We start from the raw sequence: 24,943 nt of genomic DNA, 5'->3' as shown, positions 1-24,943 counted from the left end.
CGACGGTCCTCATCGGTGCAGACGTCCTGCTACGTCTGCGATGTGCTCTTCGCGGACGTGGCCGCGCAGATGAACCCCAGCACCACGGCGAGAACGCCGATGATGATGTTGTTGAGCACGACGCCCGCGTCGGGGCTCTCGCCGACGATCCACGGCGAGATGATCATCCACGTACCCATCGCGCACATGGCCCAGCTCAGGCCGTACATCCGGGTCGGGGTGGTGGTGAATCCGAGGGCCAGGACGCCTATCGCGATGCCCATGATGAGGTTGTGCGTCACGAGTGCGGGCTGGCTGGTCGTGTAGTGGAGTATCCACGGGGAGGTGGCGCAGTACAGACCGAGCAGGAACACCGGTCCGTCCACGAGCGCCACATCGCGACCACCGAGCATGCGGGCGTAGCGATCCCGCATTTCGGATACATCAGGGTGGCTGGCTATGTCACCTCTGGTGTTCGAGACGTTGGCCATGACTCGACTCCTTTGTCTCTGCAGGCCTGACCGCGACTGTGCGGTTTGCGGTAGACGCCGCGTATGTACATTCTGCTCTTATTTTTTCTTTATGTGTAGAGGTGAGCGGGTCGGAGGAGGCGGGAGTTGAGTAGTCCGTACGCAGACAGTGACGCAGCCGGTACAGCCCGCGTCGGGCATGGCTCTTGACCGTCCCCAGCGGCCAGCCGGTGCGCTGGGCGATCTGGGCCTGGGTGAGGTCCTCGTAGAACGTCAGCCGCAGGACCCGTTGCTGGGCCGAGGGCAGCCTCGCCATCTCCCGCCGGATCAGGATCCGGTCGAGGACCGCTTCGGGCTGATTGTCCGCGGGATCGCCGAGCACCAGGACGGCTCCCGCCCGGGCGACGAGCTCCGCGTGGCGCGTCCTGGCCGCCAGCGCGTCGGCGATCCTGTGTTTGGCGATGCCCACGATCCAGGCCGCGACCGCGCCGCGTTCGGGCCGGTAACCGTGACGGCCGCGCCACACCCCCAGGAAGACCTGCTGGGTGACGTCCTCGGCGTCCCTCGCGTCGCCCAGCGCACGCCGGGCGAGCGTGTGGACCAGCGCGGACCACCTGTGGTGGACGGCGGCCAGAGTGGCCTCGTCGCCGTCGGCCAGGCGGCGGGCCAACTCCTCGTCGGTGAGCGGCTCCTGGTCGCTGAACGACTCCTTCGAACGAACCCATGAGGGGGTATCACCCTCCACCGGGACCACCGGCGGTTCGGGCATCGCACGTCCGGTCATGACCATGGCTCCTCACGTCGTGCCCCGGTGCGGCCATCGTCGGAGCCGGGCCGTGAGGTGATCAATGCGCATCGATTCTGCGTCGTATAGTCGGCCCATGTACGAGCCGACGGGCGGGCGGAACCGCCCGGACGACACCTCTCCGAACGCGGTCGAGGCGGCCGGTACGGGCATGACGACCGGGACAGTGGCCCGCCGGCTCGGGGTGTCGCCGACCACGCTGCGCTCGTGGGACCGTCGCTACGGCCTGGGCCCCGCCGTCCGCGCCGACGGACGCCACCGCCGCTGGACGAGCCGGGACGTCGCGATGCTGGAGGCGATGTGCCGGCTGACCTCCGCCGGGGTCCCGCCCGCCGAGGCGGCGCGCGCCGCGATGCGGAGGGCTGTCGACGAGAGGGCCGTCAACGCGGCGACTCCGAATGGCTCGAAAGAGGGGCACGCCGCAGAGAAGGCCGCCAAGGAGACGATCGGCTCGCCCTCGCCCTTGCCCGACCGGACCGACGATGAGAGCCAACTCGCCGACCACGAGCGCCCACTCGCCGACGGCAACCGGCAACCCACGGCGGGCCTGCGGCTCCCCGGCGACCTCCGCAAGGAGTGCCGTGGACTGGCCCGGGCCGCTGTCCGGCTCGACGCCCCGGCCGTGGACGGCCGGTTGACGTCGGCCGTCGAGCGTTACGGCCTCACGGTCGCCTGGCAGGACGTGATGGTTCCGACGCTGCATGCCGTCGGCCGCAGATGGGAGTCGTCCGGCGACCGCTATGTCGAGGTCGAGCACCTGCTGTCCTGGCACATCTCCACCACGCTCCGCCGGGTCACCCCGGCCCCGCGACCGTGCACGCCGGAGACCGCCGCGGGGCCGGTGCTCCTGGCCTGCGTACCCGGCGAGCAGCACACCCTGCCGCTGGAGGCGCTCAACGCCGGACTCGCCGAACACGGCCTGCCCACCCGGATGTTCGGCGCGGCCGTGCCCGCGGAGGCGCTCACCGCGGCGGTACGGCGCCTGGGGCCCTCGGCCGTCGTCCTGTGGGCCCAGGCACGCTCCACGGCGAGCGTCCCGCTGGCCCGCCACCTGGCCGCCACGCACTGGGGCGTGAAGGGAGCCCGCAGACATCCGACGCTCGTGCTGGGCGGCCCGGGATGGGCAGGGCGATCGGCGCAGGGCATGCTCCGGCCGCCGAGCCTGCATGACGCACTGGCCGTCCTCACGGCTCGCTACGAGAACAGCGTGCCGGGCCCGGCGGGCTGACGGCTCTGCGGAATGGCGGGTCGGCGGCTTGACGGACCGGTGGATCCTCAAGCCCGCCCGCGAGCATGTCTGAAACGGGCCAGCCCGTCGGTGAGTTCGACGATCGGGCCGGGATAGTCGTAGGCGGCGCGTTCGAGCCCCTTGAGTTTCCACGGCTCGTGCACGGCAGCCCCGTCGAGCCCTTCGAGTTCGGGCACCCAGCGCCTGACGTACGCGCCGGCGGGGTCGTACCGCTTGCCCTGGAGGACCGGATTGAGGACCCGGTTGGGCCGGGTGTCGGTGCCGGTTCCCGCCACCCACTGCCAGTTGAGCTGGTTGTTCGCGATGTCGCCGTCCACCAGCAGGTCGAGGAAGTGACGGGCGCCGACCCGCCAGTCGACGTACAGCGTCTTCGTGAGGAAGCTCGCGGTCGGCAGGCGTCCCCGGTTGTGCATCCAGCCCTCGTACCGCAGTTGGCGCATGGCCGCGTCGACGACGGGATAACCGGTCCGCCCCTCCTTCCACGCATCGATGTCCCGCGCGGCTGACGCCGGTGACCGCCACAGGTCGCGCCGGGTGCGGTAGTCCGTCGTGGCGGCGTCCGGCCGCGCGGCAAGCACCTGATGGTGGAAGTCCCGCCACGCGAGCTGCCGTACGAACGCCTCGGCGCCCGGTCCGTCCGCCTTCCGCGCCCGGTGGACGAGCTCGACGGGGGACAGCGTGCCGAAGTGCAGGTGCGGGGAGAGGCGCGAGGTGGCGTCCCCCGGCAGGTCGTCGTGGCGGTCCTCGTACGAGCCGAGCCCGCCCCGCACCCAGGCCGTGAGCCGTTTCCTGCCCTCTGCTTCGCCGCCTGCGGCCAGCCCCTCCGACAGTCCGGACAGATCCTCACGCCGGGGGAGTGCTTCCGAACCGATGCCCTCCAGTACGGGCACGGCGCGGGGTGCGCCGAGCACATCACGCAAGTGCTGGCGCGCCCAGTGGCGGAAGTACGGCGTGAAGACGGCGAAGTGGTCCGAGGCGGCCGGGGTAACGGTCCCCGGTGCCAGCGCGGTGATCACCGTGTCGTGGACGTGCAGCCGGCGCCCCTCCGACTCCAGGGCGGTGCGCAGCCGTTCCTCGCGAAGGTGGGCGTAGGCGCTCGCACCGGCCGCGATGTGCACATCGTCGGCGTCCGTCTCAGTGACCACCTTGCACACCTGGTCGACGACGTCGCCGGTCCTGAACACGAGGCGGCCGCCGCGCGCACGCAGTCCCGCGTCGAGATCCCGCAGACAGTCGGCGAGGAACGCCAGCCGGTTGGGAGCGGCGAATCCGGCCTCGTCGACGGCCCGGTCACGGACGAACAGGGGTACCACCGCGCTGGAGCCGTCGAGCGCCGCGCGGAGCGGCGGATGATCGTGCAGCCGCAGGTCGGAGGTGAACAGGACGACCGAGACGTTCATGGCATGACTCCGGAATTGCGGGACGGGCGGAGGAGCGGAGGGGAGGAGCGGAGAGGAGGAGCGGAGGGGACGGGGCGGGACAGGAAGGGACGATGGGCGTCAGCCACCGGGCGTGCCGAGCCGCGCGGCAGCGGGCTCCGTCCTGGCCGCGGTCCGTGCGATGTTGCGGGCCATGCCGCCGAACACGACCGCGTGGAACGGCGACACGCTCCACCAGTAGGCGTGGCCGAGCAGCCCGTGCGGATGGAAGAGGGCGCGCTGGCGGTAACGGACACGGCCGGCCTCGTCCGTGTCGACGTACATCTCCAGCCACGCGAGACCCGGCAGCCGCATCTCCGCGCGCAGCCGCAGCAGGCGCCCCCGTTCGATCTCCTCGACCCGCCAGAAGTCGAGCGAGTCGCCGACCCGCAGGCGTGCCGCGTCGCGGCGTCCTCGGCGCAGGCCCACCCCGCCGACCAGCCGGTCCAGCCAACCGCGCACGGCCCAGGCGAGGGGGAAGGAGTACCAGCCGTTGTCACCGCCGATGCCCTCGATGACCCGCCACAGGGCTTCGGGCGGGGCGTCGACCGTCAGCTCGCGGCGGTCCGTGTAGAGGCTGCCGCCCGCCCAGTCGGGGTCGGTGGGCAGCGGGTCGCTCGGGGCACCCGGCACCGAGGCGGACGACCAGCGCGTGGCGACCCGCGCCTCCCGGACGCGTTGCAGGGCCAGCCGCACCGACTCCTCGAAGCCGATCGGCCCGCCCGGCGGGTCGGGCACATGCCGGGCGATGTCGTGCTCGTGGCAGACGACCTCGTGGCGCAGCGACTCGGTGAGCGGGCGTGCGATGGAGTTCGGTACGGGCGTGACCAGCCCGACCCAATGGCTGGAGAGCCGGGGCGTCAGGACGGGCACCGGCACGATCAGCCTTCGGGGCAGACCCGCGACCGCCGCGTATCTGACCATCATCTCCCGGTACGTCAGGATCTCCGGGCCGCCGATGTCGAAGGCCCGGCTGACGTCCTCCGGCATCCGTGCTGCGCCCACCAGCGTGCGCAGCACGTCCCGTACCGCGATGGGCTGGATCCGCGTACGGACCCAGCTCGGAGTGACCATCACCGGCAGGCGCTCGGTGAGGTAGCGCAGCATCTCGAAGGAGGCCGAACCCGAGCCGATGATGACCGCCGCGCGCAGCACGGTCGTCGGCACCCCGGAGTCCAGCAGGACGCGGCCGACCTCGGCCCGGGACCGCAGATGCGGTGACAGCTCCTCCTCCGGCACCCCGGCGGGAGTGAGTCCGCCCAGATAGACGATCCGGCGTACGCCGGCCGCGCGGGCCCGCTCCCCGAAGGTGCGCGCCGCCCTGCGGTCGGTCTCCTCGAAACCCTTGCCCGTGCCGAGCGCGTGCACCAGGTAGTAAGCGACGTCGATGTCCCGCATCGCCGCGGCGACGGACTCGGGGTCCGTGACGTCCCCGCGCACCACCTCGACGTCGCCCGCCCACTCATGGTCGCGGAGGGCGCCGGGGGAGCGGGCCATACAGCGCACCCGGTGGCCGGCGGCAAGGAGCTCCGGGACGAGCCGGCCGCCGATGTACCCGGTCGCGCCCGTCACCAGGCACCGCAGTCCGCCTTCGGCGACGTCACCGCTCATGAGTTCTCAGCCTTCCGTGTCGTTGTCCCCCTCCTGAACACTTCCCTGGTGAAGGCCCCTTTGGATGCGCCGACCGGGCCACTGGGGCCATCCGGGTCGCGGGCGTCGGCACATGTCCGCGCAGATCGGGGGCAGACGAAGTCCAGGAAGAGACTCGTTGGTCGATGCTGGAGGTGGCTGCCGTCATGGGCGCGAAGGTGCTGGAGCGGTTTCCCGCGGGAGCCCCGCGCGGATCGTGGCCCGCGGAGGAGTACGCGGCACGGCGTCGCGCCGAGGGGCAGCCCGCGGCGGTCGTGATGGACCTGAAGTCGGACGCCTTCCTCGTGGTGGTCCCGGCGCGCGACGAGGACTGATCCCGTACCGGCGGGTGCCGCCTCAGGCCCTAGTCCGGCGGGCGTCGCGTCACGGCCGGCCGGTCACCGTTCCCCCGAGTGCCGCCGCCCGGGCCACGAAGGCCTCGTGCAGATCGTGGGCGGCCCGCGGCACCGAGTCGGCCTTGCGCCGCTGCAGCATCAGCAGCACCCGCGTCGAGTCGTCGGACAGCGGACGGCAGACGATCGAGCCCTGCCGTTCCAGCGGATCGTCGATCACGCTGAAGTCGGGCAGCACCGTGGCACCCAGCCCTTCCGCCACCATCAGCTTGCCCATCTCCGCGCCGTCGGTGGAGTAGGAGAAGGACGGCTCACGGTCGCCCAGCAGCCGGTGGACGTATCGATGCATCACATAACCGGAGCGCATCGCGATGAGCGGTTCGGCGAGCAGGTCGGACACGGACACCACCGGGAGCGACGCGAGCGGACTGTCGGGCCGCACGCACACCACCGGCCGCCCGCGCAGCAGCTCCGTGGAGTCGAAGTCGGCGGCCACGTCGTCACCCTCCAGATGGTTCACCAGACCGAGGTCGAAGCCGCCCTCCAACAGGGTCCGGTGGATCTCCGACTGTTGGGTGCCGACCACCTCCACCTGCGTCGCCGGATGCGTCGCGCGGAACTCCCGTACGGCCGGAATGAGCAGCGGCACCGTCGCCGCGTTCACCGTGCCGACGCGCACCATGCGACTGATGCGGTGCTGCTCGCCCGCCGCGCCCCGCAGCCGGTCCACCGCGTCGAGGACGTTGATGATGTGCGGCAGCAGCTCCCGGCCCTCCGCGCTCATCTTCGCGCCCGACCGCTTGCGCTCCAGTAGGTCGACCCCGAGTTCACGCTCCAGATTCCGTACGGTCTCGCTCAACGCGGGCTGGGACAGGTGGAGTTCCTCGGCGGCCCGGCGCAGTGAACCGAGGCGGGTGACGGCCGTGATGTATTCCAGCTGCTCTATTCGCACCCCAGCAGAATGCTGCGCGCGCACCGCCCTGTTCAAGGGCTGCCCTGTCACGCCTTCGTGAAATTCGCCGGTCCGCGATGCGAGACCGATCGGGTATTCCTTGACGGTCCCGACCGACGGCTGCCACGATCGAGAACATGATGATGCGACTGGACCTCACGCGGCGACGCCATGTCGACCTTGCGCGTGTCTCCAGTGCCGCCTGTTGCTCCGCGGCCTGATCCACCGGATCCGCTGCGCCTCTCACCCCCTCTTCTCCGACGCCCATGGCTGCCGTGAAGCCGTGAGTCGCTTTCCGCCGCCCGAATTCGGCAGACGCACCGCCTCTCGCCGAATTCGGCCTGCCTGAATTCCCCGCAACAGGAGTTCCGCATGCCTGCCGAAAACCCGTCCGCAGACCCCGTCCGCTTCGCCTACTGGGTGCCCAATGTCAGCGGCGGCCTGGTCACCAGCAAGATCGAGCAGCGCACCGACTGGGGCTACGAGTACAACCGCGAACTCGCCGTCCTCGCCGAGAACAACGGCTTCGACTACGCCCTCAGCCAGGTCCGCTACATGGCCAGCTACGGCGCCGAGTTCCAGCACGAATCGACCAGCTTCAGCCTCGCCCTGCTGCTCGCCACCCAGCGCCTGAAGGTCATCGCCGCCGTCCACCCCGGCCTGTGGCACCCGGGCGTCCTCGCCAAACTCGGCGCCACCGCCGACCACCTGTCGAACGGGCGCTTCGCCGTCAACGTCGTATCCGGCTGGTTCAAGGGCGAGTTCACCGCCCTCGGCGAGCCCTGGCTGGAGCACGACGAGCGCTACCGCCGCTCCGAGGAGTTCATCCAGGCCCTGCGCCAGATCTGGACCGAGGACCACACCGAACTCGCAGGGGACTTCTACCGGTTGCGCGACTTCTCCCTCAAGCCCAAGCCCCTCAACACCGTCGAGCGACCGCACCCCGAGATCTTCCAGGGCGGCAACTCCACCGCCGCCCGCGCGATGGCCGGCCGGGTCTCCGACTGGTACTTCTCCAACGGCAAGGACTTCGACGGGGTCGTCGAACAGCTCGCGGACGTACGGGCATCGGCAGCCCAAGTCGGCCGCACCGCACCGAAGTTCGGCCTCAACGGCTTCCTGATCGCCCGCGACACCGAGGCCGAGGCCCGCGAGACCCTCCGCGAGATCGTCGCCCACGCCGACCGCGAGGCCGTCGAGGGATTCGGCGCCGCCGTGAAGCAGGCCGGACAGTCCGCCGCGGACGGCAAGGGCATGTGGCAGGACTCCTCCTTCGAGGACCTCGTCCAGTACAACGACGGCTTCCGTACGGGGCTGATCGGCACCCCGGAACAGATCGCCGAGCGGATCGTCGCGTACAAGCGCCTCGGCGTCGACCTTCTGCTGCTCGGCTTCCTCCACTACCACGAGGAGGTCGAGTACTTCGGCCGCCGCGTGCTCCCCCTCGTGCGCGAACTGGAAGCCCAACTCCCGGACACCGAGCCGGAGTCCGCCCCCGTCCACGCGTGAGCGCCCGCTTCTTCACTCCGAGGCACCTCCCGCACGGAGGCGCCCCTCGTCCCGAAAGAGGACCCATGGCCACCGTCCTGTCCGTCTCCGGCAGCCCCTCCGCCTCCTCCCGCACCAACCGGCTTCTGCGCCACCTGGACAACCGGCTGACCGCGCAGGGTCACGAGGTGGTCCCGCTCGACGTCCGTACGATCCCCGCCGATGCCCTGCTCGGCGCCGACTTCAGGCATCCGGCGATCGTCGAGGCCACCGCGCTCTTCGACCGCGCCGACGGCATCGTCATCGGCACCCCCGTCTACAAGGCCGCCTACTCCGGCGTCCTCAAGGCGTTGCTCGACCTGCTCCCGCAATACGCCCTCACCGGCAAGACCGTGCTGCCGCTGGCCACCGGTGGCACCACCGCACATGTGCTGGCCATCGACTACGCCCTGCGCCCGGTGCTCAGCTCCATGGGCGCCCGGCACATCGTCCAGGGCTGGTTCACCCTCGACAAGGACATCGCGGTCGGCGAGGACGGCGGACTCACCGTGGCCCCCGCGGCCGCCGAGGCACTGACCCAGGTGCTCGACCAGTTCTCCGAGGCCCTCGGCCGTACGCCGATCCTGGCCGCGGCGGGCTGACCATGTCGGCCAAGATCATCACCGGTGATGCCGAGGCCCTGACCGTCGCCGCCGCACTGGCCGACGAGTTCCGGGCCGAGGCCTCCCGACGGGACGCCGAACGCAGGCTTCCCCGCGAGGAGTTGGACCGGCTCTCCGACTCCGGCCTGCTCGCCGCCACCGTGCCCGCCGAGCACGGCGGCGCCGACGTACGCCAGGAGACCCTCGCCGAGATCTTCCGGCTCCTCGCCTCGGCCGACGCCAGCCTCGCCCAGATCCCCCAGAGCCATTTCGTCTACGTCAATGTGATCCGCCGTCAGGGAACCCCGGAGCAGCGGGCGTTCTTCTTCAGCGAGGTGCTGGCGGGGCGACGCTTCGGCAACGCCCAGTCGGAGGCCGGCACGAAGCACGTCCAGGACATCCGCACCCGACTGGAGCCGGCCCCGGACGGTTCGTACGTCCTCACCGGGGTCAAGCACTACTCCACGGGCGCCCTCTTCGCCGACTGGATCCCCGTCCTCGCCCGCGCCGAGGACGACAACCTGCACGTCGCGTACGTACCCCGGGACGCCGAAGGCCTCACGGTCGTCGACGACTGGGACGGCATGGGCCAGCGCACCACCGCCAGCGGCACCGTCGGGCTCGACGCCGTACCCGTGCCCGCCGACCGGGTCCTCCCGCACCACCTCACCTTCCAGGGCCCCCAACTCCACGGCGCGGTCGCCCAGTTGCTGCACGCCGCCATCGACGCCGGGATCGCGGCGGGCGCACTCGCCGAGGCCGTGGAGTTCGTCCGAACGAAGAGCCGCCCGTGGTTCGAGAGCGGTGTCGAGTCCGCCGCCGAGGATCCGCTGCTCATCCAGCGCTTCGGAGAGCTCGCCATTCAGGTGCGGGCCACCGAGGCACTGCTCGGCGCGGCGGCCCGGGCGGTCGACACGGCCCGCGCCGACCTCACGGAGACCTCGGCGGCCGAGGCGTCCATCGCCGTGGCCGCCGCGAAGGCGCACGCCGCGAGGACCGCCGTCGAGGTGTCGGGCGCACTCTTCGAGGTGTCCGGCACCAGGTCCGCCCTCAACTCCCTCAATCTGCACCGGCATTGGCGTGACGCCCGCACCCACACACTGCACGACCCGGCCCGCTGGAAGATCCAGCACATCGGCCGGTACGTACTGAACGGCACGCTGCCTCCACGGCACGGACTGCTCTGATACCGGGCTCTTCCGAGACCGGGCTCCCCCGAGACGGAAAGGCCGTCCACAGCACCCCGCCGTCCACGGCACCCCACCAGCACCCGCCCCGATCGGAGAACGGACCCGTGTCCCTCACCTTCCACTGGTTCCTGCCCACCAACGGCGACAGCCGCCATGTCGTCGGCGGCGGCCACGGCACCCCGGCCACGGTGTCCGGCCGGGACCGGCCGCCGACGGTCGCCTATCTCAGCCAGATCGCCCGCGCCGCGGAGGATCTGGGCTTCGTCGGAGCGCTCACGCCCACCGGCGCCTGGTGCGAGGACGCCTGGCTGACCACCGCGATGGTCAGCCAGAACACCGAGCGGCTGAAGTTCCTGGTCGCCTTCCGGCCGGGCTTCGTCTCCCCGACGCTCGCCGCGCAGATGGCGTCCACCTTCCAGCGCCAGTCCGGCGGACGGCTCCTCCTCAACGTCGTCACCGGCGGCGAGAGCCACGAGCAGCGCGCCTACGGCGACTTCCTCGACAAGGACGCCCGCTACCGCCGTACCGGCGAATTCCTGCAGATCGTCCGGGACCTGTGGGAGGGCAAGACCGTCGACCTGTCCGGTGAGTTCCTCCAGGTCGAGGACGCCCGCCTCGCCCGCGTCCCCGACCCGGTCCCCGAGATCTACTTCGGCGGATCCTCGCCCATCGCGGGCGAGGTCGCGGCCAAGCACGTGGACGTGTACCTCACCTGGGGCGAACCGCCCGCACAGGTCGCCGAGAAGATCGCGTGGGTCCGCGCGCTGGCCGAGAAGGAGGGCCGCAGCGTCCGCTTCGGCATCCGGCTGCACGTCATCACCCGCGACACCTCCGAGCAGGCGTGGGCGGAGGCGGACCGGCTGCTGGCCGGGTTCGACCCGGAGACCGTGAAGTCCGTACAGGCCGGTCTCGCCCGCAGCGAGTCCGAGGGCCAGCAGCGGATGCTCGCCCTGCACGGCGGCGGCAACCTCCCCCACTCTCGGCTTCGCTCGAGCGGGGGGACCCCCACCGGCCTGGAGATCCACCCCAACCTCTGGGCCGGCATCGGCCTCGTGCGCGGCGGCGCGGGCACCGCCCTGGTCGGCAGCCACGACGAGGTCGCCGAACGGATCAAGGAGTACCAGGCCATCGGCATCGAGGAGTTCGTCCTGTCCGGCTACCCGCACCTGGAGGAGGCGTACTGGTTCGGCGAGGGCGTCCTGCCCCGGCTCGCCGCGCAGGGCCTGTGGCGGCACCCGTTCGCCGAGCGGCCGGCCCCCGCGGCACAGGTGCCGTTCGCGAGCTGAGGTTCCGGGGCGCAGTCGTCGCCCGGCGCCCCGGAATGCCGTTGCCCTGCGCCCCCGGAACGCCGCCACCTCGCACCCGCGAAAATCGCTGTACGCAGCCGCCCCCCGGGTGATGACCTTGTGTGAGCCGCCCGGCTCGCACAAGGCAGCGAGGCGGCGAGGAGAGGGGCGACGCCGTGACCGCCAAGAACAACATCCTGCTGTCCGGCATTGTCGGCTCCACCGCCTATGGCCTGGCCCACCAGGGCTCGGACGTGGACCGCCTCGGCATGTTCGCCGCCCCCACCGACGACCTCCACGGCCTGCACCCGCCGAAGGAGTCCCACGTCACGACCAAGCCGGACAGCACCCTCCACGAGGCGGCCAAGTGGTGCCGACTCGCCCTGCGCGGCAACCCGACGGTCACCGAACTGGTGTGGCTGCCCGACGAGTTGTACGAGGTCCGCACCCCGCTGGGTGACGAACTCATCGGCATCCGCACCACGTTGCTGTCCGCGAAGCGCGTCCGCGACGCTTATCTCGGGTACGCCACCCAGCAGTTCAAGCGGCTCTACGACCGTGGCGACAGCTCGTTCTCCGCGGACACCCGCAAGCGCACTGCCAAGCATGCCCGACATCTGCGCCGCCTCTGCCACCAGGGCTTCGAGCTGTACGCCACCGGCCGCGTGAGTATCCGCGTCGAGAACCCGGAGGAGTACCACCGCTTCGGCGAACAGGTGGCAGCCGACGCCATGGCCGCGCTGCCCCTGCTCAAGCGGTACGAGGCGGCCTTCGACGAGACCCGGAGCGCCCTGCCGGAGCAGCCCGACGAGGCGCCCGTCGAGGCGTGGCTGCGCCGGGTCCGGGCTCACTACTACACGCCGGACCCCACACCGGCGCGTGCGCCCGCGCGGTGACCGAAAAGCTCTCTCGTGGGCGAGGCCGAGGGCTGAGGGCAGGGGACTGAGTACTGAGGTCCGACGACCTCGAACCGCGCCGTCGAGGCCGTATTCCGCGCGGAATACGGCCATGCGGTCGCCGTCCTCGTCCGCTTCCTCGGTGGCATCGACCTCGCCGAGGAAGCGGGCCGGGCCGTCGACCGGCCGCGCCGCGAGTCCACGCGTGAGCTCGGCGCGCCGAGGCGGCCCCGCCCTAGTCGACGCCCTCGATCTCGACGGCTACCGCGCCTTCCACGCCTTCCACGCCGTACGGGCCGACCTGCTGCGGCGCACCGGGCGGCCGACGGAGGCGGCAGCGGCGTACGAGGCGGCCATCGCCCTCACCGAGAACCTGGCCGAGCGCGCCCACCTGGAGCGCCGCAGGACGGAACTCCAGGTGGCGTGAGCCGCTGCACGCTCAACCTGGAGTGAGCCGCTACACGCTCAGTGCCTCCCGTACCGACCGCTCCGCCTCCTGACCGCCCTCGCCGAACGACGTGACGCGCCCGGCCTCCAGGACGTAGTACCGCTGCGCCGCCCGCATCGCGAAGCCGACGTGCTGTTCGACGAGGAGGACCGAGAGCCCGCCGCGGGCGGCCAGCGCGAGGATGGTCTCCTCGATCTCGGCCACGACCGAGGGCTGGATTCCCTCGGTCGGCTCGTCGAGGAGGAGAATCCGAGGCTCCGTCACCAGCGCCCGGGCGATGGCCAATTGCTGTCGCTGACCGCCGGAGAGCAGCCCGGCCCGCCGCCCCGACAGAGTCCTCAGCGCGGGGAACAGGTCGAGCGCCTCGTCGATCGCCGTCCTGCCGCGCTTGCGGCCGTCCGCGACCAGCTGGAGGTTCTCGGCCGTCGTGAGATGGGGGAAGGCCTGCTGGCCCTGCGGCACGTAGGCCATGCCGCGTGCCACGCGTTCGTGGGGCTTGCGGCGGGTGATGTCCTCGCCGTCGAGACGGATCGCACCGCTCGACGGGGTGAGCAGCCCAACTGCCGCCCGCAGCAGTGTGCTCTTGCCCGCGCCGTTGTGTCCGAGCACCGCGGCGACCCCGTCGTCAGGCACCTGCACGGAGACTCCGTGCAGGACGAGACTGCGGTGGTAGCCGACCCGTATGTCGTCGATCTCCAGCTTCATGTCCGCCTCACGCCTCCTGTTCCTGTACGGCCGCACTGGGCGCGACGCCACCCGCGGGCTCGGGCTCGTCCGGCAGGATCAACTCTGCGTCCTGGGCCGCCGCGTGGCCGAGGTACACCTCCTGCACCTTGGGATCGGCCTGCACCTCGGCCACCGTGCCCTCGCTCAGCACCTTGCCCGCGTGCAGCACACTGACGCTGCGCGCGAAGGACCGCATGAAGTCCATGTCGTGCTCGATGACGACCACGGTCCGCTCCTCGCTGATCCGCTCCAACAGCTCGCCCGTGGCCTGCCGTTCGTCGTGGCTCATCCCGGCGACCGGCTCGTCGAGCAGCAGCAGCCGTACGTCCTGCACGAGCAGCATGCCGATCTCCAGCCACTGCTTCTGCCCGTGCGCGAGCGTCCCGGCGGGGGAGTCGGCCAGCTCCGCGAGCCCGACCGTCTCCAGCGCACGCGCGACGGGCTCCGGCACGCCCTTGCGGCGCCGCAGCATCGTCAGCATGCCCCGTCCGGCACCGGCCGCGATGTCCAGGTTCTGAAGGACCGTCAACTCCTCGAAGACAGTCGCCGTTTGGAACGTGCGGCCGATCCCCGACCGGGCGATGGTGTGCACGCTCCGCCCCAGCAGCTCCGCGCCGCCGAAGAGCACGGAGCCCTCGGCCTTCACGAGACCCGTGACGGCGTCGACGAGCGTGGTCTTGCCCGCGCCGTTGGGTCCGATCAGGAAGCGCAGATCGCCCGGCCGCACGTCGAGGTCCACACCGTCGACGGCGGTGAACCCGTCGAAGGACACCCGCAGTCGGCGTATCTCAAGGCCCGAGAGTTCACTCATGCTGCGTCTCCAAGAGCACTCATGCTGCTTCTCCAAGAGGAAGGGCCGGCGTCTTTTCCCCGGTCCCGCCGCCGGCCGCGTCCCCGGTCGCGCGCGAGGACCTGCGCCGCCGTACGATCCCCACCAGCGAGGCGAGACCACCGGGCAGGAACGCCAGGGCCACGATGAACAGCAGCCCCTGGAAGTAGGTCCAGGCCGCCGGGAACTCCTCCGACAGCGCCGTCTTCGCCCAGGCCACCCCGACCGCGCCGAGCACCGCGCCGACCAGGCTCGCCCGGCCGCCGACCGCGGCACCGATGACGAACTCGATCGACGGCACGATGCCGATCATCGCGGGGGAGATGATGCCGACCGCGGGCACGAACAGCGCGCCCGCGAGCCCCGCCATGCCGGCCGCCACGACGTACGCGACGAGCTTCACGTTCGCCGGGTCGTACCCGAGGAAGCGCACTCGCTCCTCCGAGTCCCGTACGGCCACGAGGAGTTCGCCGTAGCGGCTGTGGATCAGCTGCCGGGCGAGGGCGATCAGCAGCAACAGCGCGGCGGCGATGACGAAGTACACCATCCGCTGGTTGACCGGGTCGTTGAGGTCGTAGCCGAAGAAGCCCTGGATGTCGGTGAGTCCGTTGGTGCCGCCGGTCGTGGCCTGCTGGCCGATCAGCCAGATCGCGAAGGCCGCGGCGAGCGCCTGGCTGAGGATCGCGAAGTACGCGCCCTTCACCCGGCGGCGGAAGATGAACGAACCGAGGATTGCGGCGACGGCCATCGGCAGCAGCACGGTCGCGGCGAGCGCGAAGAGCGGGTTCTCGAACGGCCGCCACCACCAAGGGAGTTCGGTGGCCGTGCCGTACAGCTGCATGAAGTCGGGAAGGTTGCCAGGACCCGCGTCGGCGATCTTCAGATGCATCGCCATCGCGTAGCCGCCGAGCCCGAAGAACACACCCTGCCCGAGCGTGAGCAGCCCGCCGCGGCCCCAGGCCAGACAGATGCCGACGGCGACCATCGCGGTGCACAGGTACTTCGCGAGCAGCCCGAGCCGGAAGTCCGACAGTGCCAGCGGGGCCACGGCGAACAGGGCGAGCGCGGCCGCGGCGAATCCGGCCCAGGCGCGCGCCGACCGGCCTTTGAGCAGGGGGAGCAGGGTCATACGAGACTCCTCGTACGCAGCGTGTACAGCCCCTGGGGCCGCCACTGGAGGAACGCGACGATGGCCACGAGGACGAGCACCTTCGCGACGCTGACGGTGGTGGAGTACTCCAGGACGGCCTGCAGGACACCGAGGACGAAGGCGACGATGACCGTCCCCTTGAGCTGTCCGATGCCGCCGACCACGATCACCAGGAACGCGTCGATGATGATGTTGGTACCCATCGTGGGACCGATGGGACCGACCAGTGTCAGCGCGACGCCCGCGACACCGGCGAGCCCGGACCCGAGGAAGAACGCGGTCCGGTCCACCCGCGAGGTGGAGATGCCGGACACCTCGGCCAGATCCCGGTTCTGCACGACCCCGCGGATCCGGCGGCCGAGCGGAGTCAGCCGCAGCGTCAGCGACAGTGCCACCACCGCCGTGATCGCCAACCCCAGTATGAACAGGCGGCTGTTGGCGAAGGTCAGCGGATCGTCGCCGCCGATGACGGTGATGTTCCCGGTGAGCAGATCGGGCGCGCGGGTCTGCACGTTCGGAGCGCCGAAGATGTCCCGGGCCGCCTGCTGAAGCATCAGCGAGACACCCCAGGTGACGAGCAGCGTGTCGAGCGGCCGCAGATACAGTCGGCGGATGAGCACCCACTCAAGGAGTGCGCCGAGTGCTCCGGCGACCAGGAAGGCGACCGGCAGCGCGACGAGCAGCGAGAGCCCCGCACTGGAGATGGACTTCTGGAGGACGTACGTGGTGTAGGCGCCAGCCATGATGAACTCGCCGTGGGCCATGTTGATGACGTTCATCTGGCCGAAGGTGAGCGAGAGACCGAGCGCGATGAGCAGCAGGACGGCACCGATGCTGATGCCGGTGAAGGTCTGACCGAGGATCACGGTCATACGGCGGCTCCGGGGAGGCGGGACGCGGGGCCGGCCCTCGTTTCCGAAGGCCGGCCCGAACGTGACGGTCGGTCAGGAGAGGCCGGAGGCCCAGGAGTAGCCCTTCAGATACGGGTCAGGCTTGATCGCCTTGCCGGAGTCCCACACCTGCTCGATCAGCCCGTCGGTGCCGATCTTCCCGATCCGGGCGGTCTTGTAGATGTGCTGGCTCGCGCCGTCCACGGTGACCTCGCCCTCGGGTGCGTCGAAGGTGATGCCGTCGGAGGCCGCCTTCACCTTCTCCGGGTCGAAGGACTTGGCCTTCTCGACCATCGCCTTCCACAGGTAGACCGAGGTGTACGCGGCCTCCATCGGGTCACTGGTCGGCTTGTCCTGGCCGTACTTGGCCTTGTACGCCTTCACGAACTTGGTGTTCGCCTCGCCCGCGGTCGTCTGGTAGTAGTTCCAGGCCGTCAACTGCCCCGCCAGGTACTGCGATCCGATCGACTTGACCTCTTCCTCGGCGATCGACACCGAGACCACCGGCATGCTCTTCGCGGTCAGACCGGCCGACTTGTACTCCTTGAAGAAGGCCACGTTCGAGTCGCCGTTGAGGGTGTTGAAGACAGCGTCGGCCTTCGACGCCTTCACCTTGTTGGCGATGGTGCTGAACTCGGTGGAACCCAGCGGCGCGTAGTCCTCGCCGAGCACCTTCATGCCATTGGCCTTCGCGTACGCCCTGATGATCTTGTTGGCGGTGCGCGGGAAGACGTAGTCGCTGCCGACGAGGTAAATGCTCTTCTTGCCCTGGCTCTTGAGGTAGTCGAGCGCCGGGACGATCTGCTGGTTGGTGGTGGCGCCCGTGTAGAAGATGTACGGGGACTCCTCAAGTCCCTCGTACTGCACGGGATAGAACAGCAGGGACTTGTTCTTCTCGAATACGGGCTTCACGGCCTTGCGGCTCGCGGAGGTCCAGCAGCCGAAGGTGGCCGTGACCCGGTCCTCCTTGATGAGTTTGTTCGCCTTCTCGGCGAACGTCGGCCAGTCGGAGGCGCCGTCCTCGCTGATCGGTTTGACCTTCTTGCCGAGCACTCCGCCCGAGGCGTTGATCTCGTCGATCGCCAGCTTCAGCGAGTCGCGTACGGTCACCTCGCTGATCGCCATGGTGCCGGAGAGCGAGTTGAGCAGGCCGACCTTGACCGTGTCGCCGCTCGTGTCGGCCTTGGCGGCCGCGTCGGACGAGCCACCCGCGGCGTCGGTCTTGGCGCCGCACGCGGAGAGCACGACGACGGCGGTGAGTGCGGCGGCGCCCCCCATCACCCGGCGCCGCGAAGGACCGGACCCCTTGAAACCCTGGAAACGACTGGAACCGCTGGAACCGCTGGAACCGCTGGACAAAAGAACCCCCTCGGGCTGGGAGGACAACCTCCTCCTGAAGTGCGGTCCACAGCCTCAAGTCACCCTGTTTCGAAGGTGTTTCGCGGTACTTTCCCGGCGGTATCTTCCGGCTCTCATCGGGAAACAAAAAATGCCCGGGGCGGAATTCTTCGCATGAATTCACAGTTTGCCCGAGGCATTCTAATTACTTCCTGCGGGAAGTATCTTCGCGGAAGCGCGAGCATGTCAAGGCCGGGTTTCGTGAAGATCCAGCTGGGCCACGACATCGAAGTCCACGCCGTCCGCCCGCGCCAGATAGATGCGCTGGCGCACATGGCTGCCCCGCAGATGGAGCAGCCCGCGCGGCCCCTCGTACGAGACGGTGTCCGCCGCCGCGCCGATCGCGGAGACGTCGAGGGTCCTGGCCCGGTCGATGAGCGCGGCGAGCAGCAGGACTCCCTCGTAACAGGATTCGCCGAGGCTGCCGAGGACCGGTGCCTCGACTCCGTACCGTCCGGCGTACTGGCCGTGGAAGTCGAGGGTGTCCTGGTTGGCGAGGGAGGCGAAGAATCCGGCCGTGCTGTAGAGGCCGGCGGTGGCCGTGGGGCCGCTCGCCATCAGCATGTTCTCGTCCATCAGGGTGCTGAGCCGAAGACAGCGCTCGTCGAGGCCGGACGCGGCGAACGCGCGATTGAACCGGACCGCGTCGCTGCCCACGAGCAGCATCAGCACGGCGTCCGCCTCCGACCGCTCGATCCGTCGCAGCACCCCGTCGAAGTCGTGCGTACCCAGCGGCAGATACGCCTCCGCGCAGATGCCGCCGCCCGACTCGCGCGCGTAACGGTGAGCCGCCCTGGCCGTACGGCGGGGCCACACATAGTCGTTGCCCACGACGAACCACCGGCGCACCCGGTGTTCACGGGCCAACAGGTGCACGGCGGGCCGCAGTTGGTCGTTCGGGGTCTCGCTCGTCAGGAACACACCGGCCGTGTCCTCGCCGCCCTCGTACAGTGCCGTATACACGTACGGCACGCGGTGGGCGATGCGTGGTGCCAGCTTCTGGCGTACCGAGGAGATGTGCCAGCCGGTGACTCCCTGCACGATGCCGAGGTCGACCAGTGCCTCGACGTTCTCGGCGATGCGGTGCGGTTCGGCGCCGCCGTCGACCGGCAGCAGCCGCAGCTCCTTGCCGAGCACCCCGCCCGAGCGGTTGACCTCCTCCGCGGCGAGCCGCGCGCACAACTCGCACGTGGGCCCGAAGATCCCCGCGGCGCCCTGCATGGGAAAGACCAGCGCCACGCTGACGACCGAGTCGTCGGCCGTGAACCAGTCGAGCGGAGGCGGGTCGAGCCGGACCATGAGGGCATGATTCCGGGAACGTCCGGTGAACTCCAATCCGTCTCGGGGTACGGTCCGCGCCCGGGGCGCCGGAGACCTGGGCTAGAAGGGTGTGCGGCGGCCGGGCCCTGGCGCGCGGTGCGCGCGTGCGGCGGCAGATGTGGGAGATCCTTGTGGGAGGCGGGACTTGTACGATGTGCTGACCCCCGGGAGCGAGGAGAAGGATGCCGACCCCACCTCCGCGTCGGTCTCAGGACCTCATGCACCTCTTGACGCGGGCCGAGCGGCTGGCGGCGCGCCGGCTGCAGGCCGCCCTGGACGAGCACGGCTGCTCGCTCGACGCCTGGCGTGTGCTCTCCCTGCTCTCCGACGGAGAGGGCCACCCGATGGCGGCGGTCGCCGAGGCGGCCTTCCTGCCGCCGCCGACCCTCACCAAACTGGTCGACCAGCTCGTCGACCAGAACCTCGTCTACCGGCGCGTCGACCCCCTCGACCGGCGCCGCATCCTCGCCCACCTCACCCCGCGCGGTGAGGACCACTGGCGGCGCGTCGACCGCGAGGTCCGTGCCCAGTGGCCCGTCCTGAGCGACGGCGACGACGAAGTGCTGCGGGGGCTGCTGCACCGGCTGGCGGACACGCTCGACGGGGCGGCGGCCGAGTCCTCCGTGTAGGTGTCGGCCGCCGGAGGGCCTAGCCGCGAGCCGCCGTTGCGCCCTCGGTGTGATCTGTGACGCTCATGGCCACCTGCCTCGCGTGGTGCGGAATCATGATGCCGTATAAATGGTTGGCATATACATCGAGCTTGCCGCTCGACCCCACCGCACGCGGGCCACCGGCCCACTCCGACCAGCGAGGCACCGTGAACCAGCCCACCCCCGAGCAGCCCGCCGACGTCGTGGCCCGGCTGCGCGCCACCTTCCGTACCGGCCGCACCAAGCCCGTCGTATGGCGCACCACCCAGCTGCGCCGCCTGCGCGAGCTGCTCACCACGCACGGCGACGACCTGGCCGCTGCCCTCCATGCCGACCTGGGCAAGAGCTCCACCGAGGCGTTCCGCACGGAGATCAACTTCGTCGTACGGGAGATCGACCACACCCTGGAGCACCTCGACGAGTGGCTGCGCCCTGAGTCCGCCCCCGTCCCCGCGCACCTCGGCGAGGACGCCACCGCCTGGACGCAGTACGACCCGCTCGGTGTCGTCCTGGTCATCGCGCCCTGGAACTACCCGGCGCAGCTCCTGCTCGCCCCGATGGTCGGCGCGCTCGCCGCCGGCAACGCGGTCGTCGTCAAGCCCAGCGAGCTGGCCCCGGCCACCTCCGCCTTCCTCGCCCGGTTCCTGCCGGAGTACCTCGACACCGACGCGGTCGCCGTCGTCGAGGGCGGCATTCCCGAGACCACGGCCCTGCTCGCCGAGCGCTTCGACCACATCTTCTACACCGGCAACGGCACCGTCGGCCGCATCGTCATGACCGCCGCCGCCCGGCACCTCACCCCGGTCACCCTCGAACTCGGCGGCAAGTCCCCGGCGTTCGTCGACCGGGACGCCGACCTGTCCGTCGTCGCCGACCGCCTCGCCCGCGGCAAGTTCCTCAACGCCGGGCAGACCTGCGTCGCCCCCGACTACGTACTCACCGACCCGGAGACGGCCCGCGCCCTGGAACCGGTTCTGGCCAAGGCCGTCGAGGACCTGTACGGGTCCGACGCCGCCACCTCCACCGAGTACGGCCGGATCATCAACGAGCGGCACTTCGACCGCCTCAGCGGGCTGCTCGACTCCGGCCGTGTCGTCGTGGGCGGTGGCAGCGACCGCGCCACCAAGTACATCGCGCCGACCGTTCTGGCCGACGTGGACCCCGATTCGCCGGTCATGGGCGAGGAGATCTTCGGCCCGGTCCTGCCGATCGTGACGGTGCCGGGGCTCGACGAGGCCGTCGAGTTCATCAACGACCGGGACAAGCCCCTGGCTCTGTACGTCTTCACCGAGTCGGACGTCACCCGCGAGCGGCTCGCCGCCGAAACGTCCTCGGGCGGCCTCGGCTTCGGTCTGCCGCTCGCCCATCTCACCGTCTCCGACCTGCCGTTCGGCGGCGTCGGCGAGAGCGGCATGGGCAACTACCACGGCCGCTACTCCATCGAGACGTTCAGTCACCGCAAGGCGGTTCTGGAGAAGCCGCTGAGCTGAACCGGAGCGGCCGCGGGGCGGGTTGACTGGTCTACACCCTTGACTGGTCCAGACCAAGGGAGTTGAGTGTGCCTCCACACCCCCCACCACGGCCGCCCCGTACGCCGTGGCCGGTCACACCGGCCTGTGCGCACATGGTTCCGCTTCGCTCTGCCCTCGTACAGGGGCGGCCGTGCTCCGCGAAGGAGTTGGTCCTGTGTCGAGGCGTCGTATCTCCGCGTTCGTGGCCGCGCTCATGCTCGCAAGCGCCGCGCCGGTGCTCCTGCCGGCGTCGAGCGCGTCCGCGGCGGCCTGTTCGAGCTACCCGAGCTGGGTGGCCGGCAAGTCCTACGTCACCGGCAACATCGTCCGCTACACCGACGGCAAGGCCTACATAGCCGAGCACGACAACCCGGGCTACGACCCCACCATCAGCACCTGGTACTGGGAGCCGTACGCCTGTGACGGAGGCACCAACCCCTCCGGCTTCGTCGTGAGCGAGACGCAGTTCAACCAGATGTTCCCGAGCCGGAACTCCTTCTACACGTACAGCGGGCTGAAGGCCGCGATGAGCGCCTACCCGGCCTTCGCGAACACCGGCAGCGACACGGTGAAGAAGCAGGAGGCCGCGGCCTTCCTCGCCAACGTCAGCCACGAGACCGGCGGACTGGTCCACATCGTCGAGCAGAACACCGCCAACTACCCGCACTACTGCGACTGGGGCCAGCCGTACGGCTGCCCGGCCGGCCAGGCCGCGTACTACGGCCGCGGGCCGATCCAGCTCAGCTGGAACTTCAACTACAAGGCCGCGGGCGACGCGCTCGGCATCGACCTCCTGAACAACCCCTGGCTGGTGCAGAACGACGCCGCCGTGGCCTGGAAGACCGGCCTCTGGTACTGGAACACGCAGAACGGCCCCGGCACGATGACCGGCCACAACGCGATGGTCAACGGCGCGGGCTTCGGCCAGACGATCCGCTCCATCAACGGCTCGCTGGAGTGCGACGGCAAGAACCCCGCCCAGGTGCAGAGCCGGGTGAACAACTACACGCGGTTCACCCAGATCCTCGGCACGACGACGGGCAACAACCTGTACTGCTGAGGTACCGCCCGGGTATCCCCGGCGGCCGTGGGGCGGCGGCTCGATGTCGCCGCCCTGTCCGGCCGGTCGGGCTATTGACCAGTACATACCAAGCCGATTGAGTGTCCCGCGCAGACCCCCCATTTCCCGGCTGCCGCTTCCGGCGCCGTCGCGCTGCTGAAAGGGACCCCTACCGACATGCGGATGCATCGCCCCCTGCTCGCCCTCACCGCCGCCGGAGCGGCACTCACCTCCGTCCTGGCCGCTCCCGCCCACTCGGCGGCGGTCCCGACGGGAGGAGTGTTCTACATGCAGAGCGCGGTCACCGGCCTGAACGCCGCCGACAGCGGGGGCGCGGTCCTCCAGCGCAACCCCAAGGGCAACGAGGACCGGCAGCAGTGGACACTCCGGTCGAGCGGCACGTCGTACGTGCTGGAGAGCACCGACACCGCGGGCAGCTGCCTCGGCCGCTCAGGCGGCCAGGCGAGAACCGTTGCCTGTACGAGCGGTGACGCCCCGTGGGAGATCACGGCGACAGGAACCGACCAGTACCGGCTCAAAGTCCCGGGCGCCGACCAGTACTTGACGGTCGCCGCGAAGCCGTCCGGCTCCAACTACCCCGCCCAGCTGGCCCTGGGCACGGCGGGCAACCTGGCCTCCTGGTACCTGACTCCCACGTCGTCACCGACGTCCCCGATGCCGTCCCCGGACCAACGCACCCTGGACCAGGTCACGTTCCTCACCTCCCACAACGCCTACGCGAACGGCGTCGACGGCGGATTCGCGCCACCCTTCATCAACCTCGTCCCGAACCAGAGCCGGGGAATCAACCAGCAACTCACCGACGGCGTACGCGGGTTCATGCTGGACATCCACCAGACCTCCGACGGCGCGATCCTCTGCCACAACAGCTGCACCCTCGTCAGCCGGCCGGTCGCGCTGTGGGTCGACATCCAGCGCATGGTCGACTACCTGAGGGCCAACCCGAACGAGTTCGTCACCGTCTTCCTGGAGGACTACGTCGACCCGGGCGTCCTGCGCAGCGAACTGGCCCGCGTCAACGGCCTGTCCGACGTCCTCTACCGTCCCGACCAGACCGGTGTCCGCACCAAGGGCTGGCCGAAGATGTCGGAACTCATCGCCGCCAACGACCGCCTCCTCATCTTCACCGACCACAGCCGCTCCGCCGACCAGTCCGCCGGTCTCACCCGCGACAGCTTCGGCGTCATGTACCAGCGCGAGTGGACCGTCGAGAACTACTGGTCCATGGGCTCGGGACTCGGCAGCTCCGACTGGTCCTGCTACAGCCGGTGGTACGGCGCCGACACCAACATCCCCCTCACCGCCACGGCGCCGCCCTTCAAGCCGCTGTTCGTCATGAACCACTTCCGCGACGCGGCGATCGCCTCCACGACGACCACCGACAACACCAAGCTCCTCGACCGGGCCCAGCGCTTCTGCCAGCCCGCGGCCCGCAAGAAGCCCAACTTCCTCGCGGTGGACCACTACGACCTCGGAAACCCGGCGTCCGCGGTGTCGACGCTGAACACCTACACCTACTGACACTTCTGGCCGAGTGGGCCCGCCGCCGCGTTCGCGTAGCGGCGGGCCAACTGCGCGAAGGCGTCCCTGAGTTCGGCCGGGCCGACGACCTCGATGTCGGCGTCGAACCTGCCGATGTCGGCGGCCAGGCCGGCCCACGACCACGAACCCAGGACCAGCCGGCAGCGGTCCGGGCCGAGTTCCTCGACGACTCCGTCGCGGGAGTAGCGGGACACCTCGGCGGCGGGGAGATCGAGGATCACCTCGCCGAGACAGGGCCAGTCGCCGGAGCCGCCGGAGCCGTCCGAGCCCCGGAACCGGCCCGCCACGAAAGCGGCCACGTCACCTCCGGGCAGTTCGCGCGGGGTGAACCGGGGCCCTGTAGGGACACGCGGGTTGATCCGGTCGGCGCGGAAGGTGCGCCAGTCCTCGCGGTCCAGGTCCCAGGCGACGAGGTACCAGCGCCCGCCCCAGGTGACGAGGTGATGGGGCTGCGCCCGGCGCGGTGCCCTCATGGCGGGATCGTCGTCACCGGCTCCCGGTGGGGAGGCGTAGTCGAAGCGCAGCACCTCGCGCGCGTGGACGGCGGCGCCGAGTGCCATGAGTACGCCGCTGTCGATCTGCGACTCCGTCCGGGCCGCGGATCGCCCGACGGCGGTGACCTGGAGCATGTCGATCCGGCGGCGCAGCCGCCCGGGCATGACCTGCCGGACGGTGGTCAGCGCACGCGCCGCGGCCTCCTCGATGCCGGCGCCGGTGGTCGTGGCGATCTGGAGCGCGACGGCGAGGGCGACGGCCTGCTCGTCGTCGAACAGGAGCGGCGGCAGGTCGGTTCCGGCGTCGAGCCGGTACCCACCCTCGGGCCCCTTGAAGGCCACGATGGGATACCCGAGCTCGCGCAGCCGGTCGACATCCCGCCGCACGGTACGCGGACTGATGTCCAGCCGCTCCGCCAGCAGCGCCCCAGGCCAGTCCCGGCGTGCCTGGAGCAGCGAGAGCAGGGACAGCAGTCGGGCTGATGTCTTCGGCATGACACCCATACTGCCCCGAGTAGAGGACACTCCCTGGCCGCTTCTCCTGCGAC

Annotated in this window: 24 protein-coding genes and 1 pseudogene; 13 read left to right on the top strand and 12 right to left on the bottom strand. The window is 70.3% G+C overall.

Annotated features, from left to right (window positions below; translation table 11 throughout):
* Positions 1-29: 29 nt before the first annotated feature.
* Both ACFWXQ_RS11100 and ACFWXQ_RS11095 read right to left on the bottom strand, forming a co-directional pair.
* On the bottom strand, positions 30-470 hold the full coding sequence (locus ACFWXQ_RS11100; RefSeq protein WP_383947587.1) for an SPW repeat protein: 441 nt from the start codon (positions 468-470) through the stop codon (positions 30-32).
* Positions 471-603: 133 nt separating this feature from the next.
* Positions 604-1,218: pseudogene (locus ACFWXQ_RS11095) on the bottom strand (sigma-70 family RNA polymerase sigma factor); the annotation flags it as partial.
* 112 nt (positions 1,219-1,330) lie between these two features.
* Between ACFWXQ_RS11095 and ACFWXQ_RS11090 the strand changes: the two are divergent.
* Entirely contained in the window at positions 1,331-2,482 is a 1,152-nt protein-coding gene (locus tag ACFWXQ_RS11090; protein WP_383947585.1) for a MerR family transcriptional regulator, read from the top strand.
* Between the two features lie 47 nt (positions 2,483-2,529).
* Here the strand turns inward: ACFWXQ_RS11090 and ACFWXQ_RS11085 are convergent, their stop codons facing one another.
* A complete protein-coding gene (locus tag ACFWXQ_RS11085; protein ID WP_383947582.1) occupies positions 2,530-3,903 on the bottom strand; it encodes a cryptochrome/photolyase family protein in 1,374 nt (457 codons plus the stop codon).
* Positions 3,904-4,002: 99 nt separating this feature from the next.
* Positions 4,003-5,532: an SDR family oxidoreductase gene (locus tag ACFWXQ_RS11080; protein WP_383947579.1), complete on the bottom strand. Its 1,530-nt coding sequence runs from the start codon at positions 5,530-5,532 to the stop codon at positions 4,003-4,005.
* A 164-nt stretch (positions 5,533-5,696) separates the two neighbouring features.
* Between ACFWXQ_RS11080 and ACFWXQ_RS11075 the strand changes: the two genes are divergently transcribed.
* Positions 5,697-5,885: a hypothetical protein gene (locus ACFWXQ_RS11075; RefSeq protein ID WP_200400627.1), complete on the top strand. Its 189-nt coding sequence runs from the start codon at positions 5,697-5,699 to the stop codon at positions 5,883-5,885.
* A 49-nt stretch (positions 5,886-5,934) separates the two neighbouring features.
* Here ACFWXQ_RS11075 and ACFWXQ_RS11070 read toward each other — a convergent pair whose 3' ends face one another.
* Positions 5,935-6,855, bottom strand: coding sequence for a LysR family transcriptional regulator (locus ACFWXQ_RS11070; RefSeq protein ID WP_383947576.1), 921 nt, complete (start codon positions 6,853-6,855; stop codon positions 5,935-5,937).
* Between the two features lie 137 nt (positions 6,856-6,992).
* Here ACFWXQ_RS11070 and ACFWXQ_RS11065 point away from each other — a divergent pair, with 137 nt between their 5' ends.
* The 7 genes from ACFWXQ_RS11065 to ACFWXQ_RS11035 all read left to right on the top strand — a co-directional run bounded on the left by ACFWXQ_RS11065 (position 6,993) and on the right by ACFWXQ_RS11035 (position 12,783).
* Positions 6,993-7,076, top strand: coding sequence for a putative leader peptide (locus ACFWXQ_RS11065; RefSeq protein WP_359844138.1), 84 nt, complete (start codon positions 6,993-6,995; stop codon positions 7,074-7,076).
* 151 nt (positions 7,077-7,227) lie between these two features.
* On the top strand, positions 7,228-8,364 hold the full coding sequence (sfnG, locus tag ACFWXQ_RS11060) for a dimethylsulfone monooxygenase SfnG (protein ID WP_307528882.1): 1,137 nt from the start codon (positions 7,228-7,230) through the stop codon (positions 8,362-8,364).
* 65 nt (positions 8,365-8,429) lie between these two features.
* Positions 8,430-8,984, top strand: coding sequence for an NADPH-dependent FMN reductase (gene ssuE, locus ACFWXQ_RS11055; RefSeq protein ID WP_383947572.1), 555 nt, complete (start codon positions 8,430-8,432; stop codon positions 8,982-8,984).
* A 2-nt stretch (positions 8,985-8,986) separates the two neighbouring features.
* Positions 8,987-10,171, top strand: a complete 1,185-nt coding sequence (locus ACFWXQ_RS11050; RefSeq protein ID WP_383947570.1) for an SfnB family sulfur acquisition oxidoreductase — start codon at positions 8,987-8,989, stop codon at positions 10,169-10,171.
* Positions 10,172-10,278: 107 nt separating this feature from the next.
* On the top strand, positions 10,279-11,460 hold the full coding sequence (locus tag ACFWXQ_RS11045; protein WP_383947567.1) for an LLM class flavin-dependent oxidoreductase: 1,182 nt from the start codon (positions 10,279-10,281) through the stop codon (positions 11,458-11,460).
* Positions 11,461-11,636: 176 nt separating this feature from the next.
* Entirely contained in the window at positions 11,637-12,356 is a 720-nt protein-coding gene (locus ACFWXQ_RS11040; RefSeq protein ID WP_383947564.1) for a DNA polymerase beta superfamily protein, read from the top strand.
* A gap of 205 nt (positions 12,357-12,561) precedes the next feature.
* Positions 12,562-12,783: a hypothetical protein gene (locus ACFWXQ_RS11035; RefSeq protein ID WP_386268015.1), complete on the top strand. Its 222-nt coding sequence runs from the start codon at positions 12,562-12,564 to the stop codon at positions 12,781-12,783.
* Between the two features lie 30 nt (positions 12,784-12,813).
* Here the strand turns inward: ACFWXQ_RS11035 and urtE are convergent, their stop codons facing one another.
* The 6 genes from urtE to ACFWXQ_RS11005 form a co-directional block, all read right to left on the bottom strand.
* A complete protein-coding gene (urtE, locus tag ACFWXQ_RS11030) occupies positions 12,814-13,509 on the bottom strand; it encodes an urea ABC transporter ATP-binding subunit UrtE (RefSeq protein ID WP_383954749.1) in 696 nt (231 codons plus the stop codon).
* Between the two features lie 7 nt (positions 13,510-13,516).
* On the bottom strand, positions 13,517-14,341 hold the full coding sequence (gene urtD / locus ACFWXQ_RS11025) for an urea ABC transporter ATP-binding protein UrtD (RefSeq protein ID WP_383954747.1): 825 nt from the start codon (positions 14,339-14,341) through the stop codon (positions 13,517-13,519).
* 19 nt (positions 14,342-14,360) lie between these two features.
* On the bottom strand, positions 14,361-15,488 hold the full coding sequence (gene urtC / locus ACFWXQ_RS11020) for an urea ABC transporter permease subunit UrtC (RefSeq protein WP_383954745.1): 1,128 nt from the start codon (positions 15,486-15,488) through the stop codon (positions 14,361-14,363).
* A complete protein-coding gene (urtB, locus tag ACFWXQ_RS11015; protein WP_383954743.1) occupies positions 15,485-16,381 on the bottom strand; it encodes an urea ABC transporter permease subunit UrtB in 897 nt (298 codons plus the stop codon). Before urtB ends, urtC begins: the two co-directional genes overlap by 4 nt.
* 72 nt (positions 16,382-16,453) lie before the next feature.
* Entirely contained in the window at positions 16,454-17,677 is a 1,224-nt protein-coding gene (gene urtA, locus ACFWXQ_RS11010; protein WP_383954741.1) for an urea ABC transporter substrate-binding protein, read from the bottom strand.
* Positions 17,678-17,983: 306 nt separating this feature from the next.
* Positions 17,984-19,096 (bottom strand): substrate-binding domain-containing protein, encoded by a 1,113-nt coding sequence (locus tag ACFWXQ_RS11005; RefSeq protein WP_383954739.1) that lies wholly within the window; start codon positions 19,094-19,096, stop codon positions 17,984-17,986.
* 203 nt (positions 19,097-19,299) lie between these two features.
* On the opposite strand from ACFWXQ_RS11005, the gene ACFWXQ_RS11000 reads away from it, so the two are divergent.
* The 4 genes from ACFWXQ_RS11000 to ACFWXQ_RS10985 all read left to right on the top strand — a co-directional run bounded on the left by ACFWXQ_RS11000 (position 19,300) and on the right by ACFWXQ_RS10985 (position 23,880).
* Positions 19,300-19,746, top strand: a complete 447-nt coding sequence (locus tag ACFWXQ_RS11000; RefSeq protein ID WP_383954737.1) for a MarR family winged helix-turn-helix transcriptional regulator — start codon at positions 19,300-19,302, stop codon at positions 19,744-19,746.
* 131 nt (positions 19,747-19,877) lie between these two features.
* Entirely contained in the window at positions 19,878-21,257 is a 1,380-nt protein-coding gene (locus ACFWXQ_RS10995; RefSeq protein WP_383954735.1) for an aldehyde dehydrogenase family protein, read from the top strand.
* Positions 21,258-21,453: 196 nt separating this feature from the next.
* Entirely contained in the window at positions 21,454-22,338 is an 885-nt protein-coding gene (locus ACFWXQ_RS10990) for a glycoside hydrolase family 19 protein (RefSeq protein ID WP_384079484.1), read from the top strand.
* Positions 22,339-22,515: 177 nt separating this feature from the next.
* On the top strand, positions 22,516-23,880 hold the full coding sequence (locus ACFWXQ_RS10985; RefSeq protein WP_383950106.1) for a phospholipase: 1,365 nt from the start codon (positions 22,516-22,518) through the stop codon (positions 23,878-23,880).
* On the opposite strand, the gene ACFWXQ_RS10980 is transcribed toward ACFWXQ_RS10985, so the two are convergent.
* Positions 23,874-24,890 carry a helix-turn-helix transcriptional regulator gene (locus tag ACFWXQ_RS10980; protein ID WP_383950103.1) on the bottom strand — a complete coding sequence of 339 codons (1,017 nt, stop codon included), beginning with the start codon at positions 24,888-24,890 and terminating at the stop codon, positions 23,874-23,876. The genes ACFWXQ_RS10985 and ACFWXQ_RS10980 overlap by 7 nt on opposite strands.
* Positions 24,891-24,943: the final 53 nt, after the last annotated feature.

Origin of the sequence: Streptomyces sp. NPDC058697 (genome assembly GCF_042715345.1) — a bacterium.
Classification (GTDB): Bacteria; Actinomycetota; Actinomycetes; order Streptomycetales; family Streptomycetaceae; genus Streptomyces; species Streptomyces liliifuscus.
The sequence above is the reverse complement of the archived record's forward strand: the minus strand, read 5'-3'. Positions and strand labels throughout refer to the sequence as shown.

Coding starts and splice junctions, on each gene's coding strand:
- ACFWXQ_RS11100 (WP_383947587.1), bottom strand. CDS start 470: ATGGCCAACGTCTCGAACACCAGAGGTGACATAGCCAGCCACCCTGAT.
- ACFWXQ_RS11090 (WP_383947585.1), top strand. CDS start 1,331: ATGTACGAGCCGACGGGCGGGCGGAACCGCCCGGACGACACCTCTCCG.
- ACFWXQ_RS11085 (WP_383947582.1), bottom strand. CDS start 3,903: ATGAACGTCTCGGTCGTCCTGTTCACCTCCGACCTGCGGCTGCACGAT.
- ACFWXQ_RS11080 (WP_383947579.1), bottom strand. CDS start 5,532: ATGAGCGGTGACGTCGCCGAAGGCGGACTGCGGTGCCTGGTGACGGGC.
- ACFWXQ_RS11075 (WP_200400627.1), top strand. CDS start 5,697: ATGCTGGAGGTGGCTGCCGTCATGGGCGCGAAGGTGCTGGAGCGGTTT.
- ACFWXQ_RS11065 (WP_359844138.1), top strand. CDS start 6,993: ATGATGATGCGACTGGACCTCACGCGGCGACGCCATGTCGACCTTGCG.
- sfnG (WP_307528882.1), top strand. CDS start 7,228: ATGCCTGCCGAAAACCCGTCCGCAGACCCCGTCCGCTTCGCCTACTGG.
- ssuE (WP_383947572.1), top strand. CDS start 8,430: ATGGCCACCGTCCTGTCCGTCTCCGGCAGCCCCTCCGCCTCCTCCCGC.
- ACFWXQ_RS11050 (WP_383947570.1), top strand. CDS start 8,987: ATGTCGGCCAAGATCATCACCGGTGATGCCGAGGCCCTGACCGTCGCC.
- urtE (WP_383954749.1), bottom strand. CDS start 13,509: ATGAAGCTGGAGATCGACGACATACGGGTCGGCTACCACCGCAGTCTC.
- urtD (WP_383954747.1), bottom strand. CDS start 14,341: ATGAGTGAACTCTCGGGCCTTGAGATACGCCGACTGCGGGTGTCCTTC.
- urtC (WP_383954745.1), bottom strand. CDS start 15,488: ATGACCCTGCTCCCCCTGCTCAAAGGCCGGTCGGCGCGCGCCTGGGCC.
- urtB (WP_383954743.1), bottom strand. CDS start 16,381: ATGACCGTGATCCTCGGTCAGACCTTCACCGGCATCAGCATCGGTGCC.
- urtA (WP_383954741.1), bottom strand. CDS start 17,677: ATGGGGGGCGCCGCCGCACTCACCGCCGTCGTCGTGCTCTCCGCGTGC.
- ACFWXQ_RS11005 (WP_383954739.1), bottom strand. CDS start 19,096: ATGGTCCGGCTCGACCCGCCTCCGCTCGACTGGTTCACGGCCGACGAC.
- ACFWXQ_RS11000 (WP_383954737.1), top strand. CDS start 19,300: ATGCCGACCCCACCTCCGCGTCGGTCTCAGGACCTCATGCACCTCTTG.
- ACFWXQ_RS10985 (WP_383950106.1), top strand. CDS start 22,516: ATGCGGATGCATCGCCCCCTGCTCGCCCTCACCGCCGCCGGAGCGGCA.
- ACFWXQ_RS10980 (WP_383950103.1), bottom strand. CDS start 24,890: ATGCCGAAGACATCAGCCCGACTGCTGTCCCTGCTCTCGCTGCTCCAG.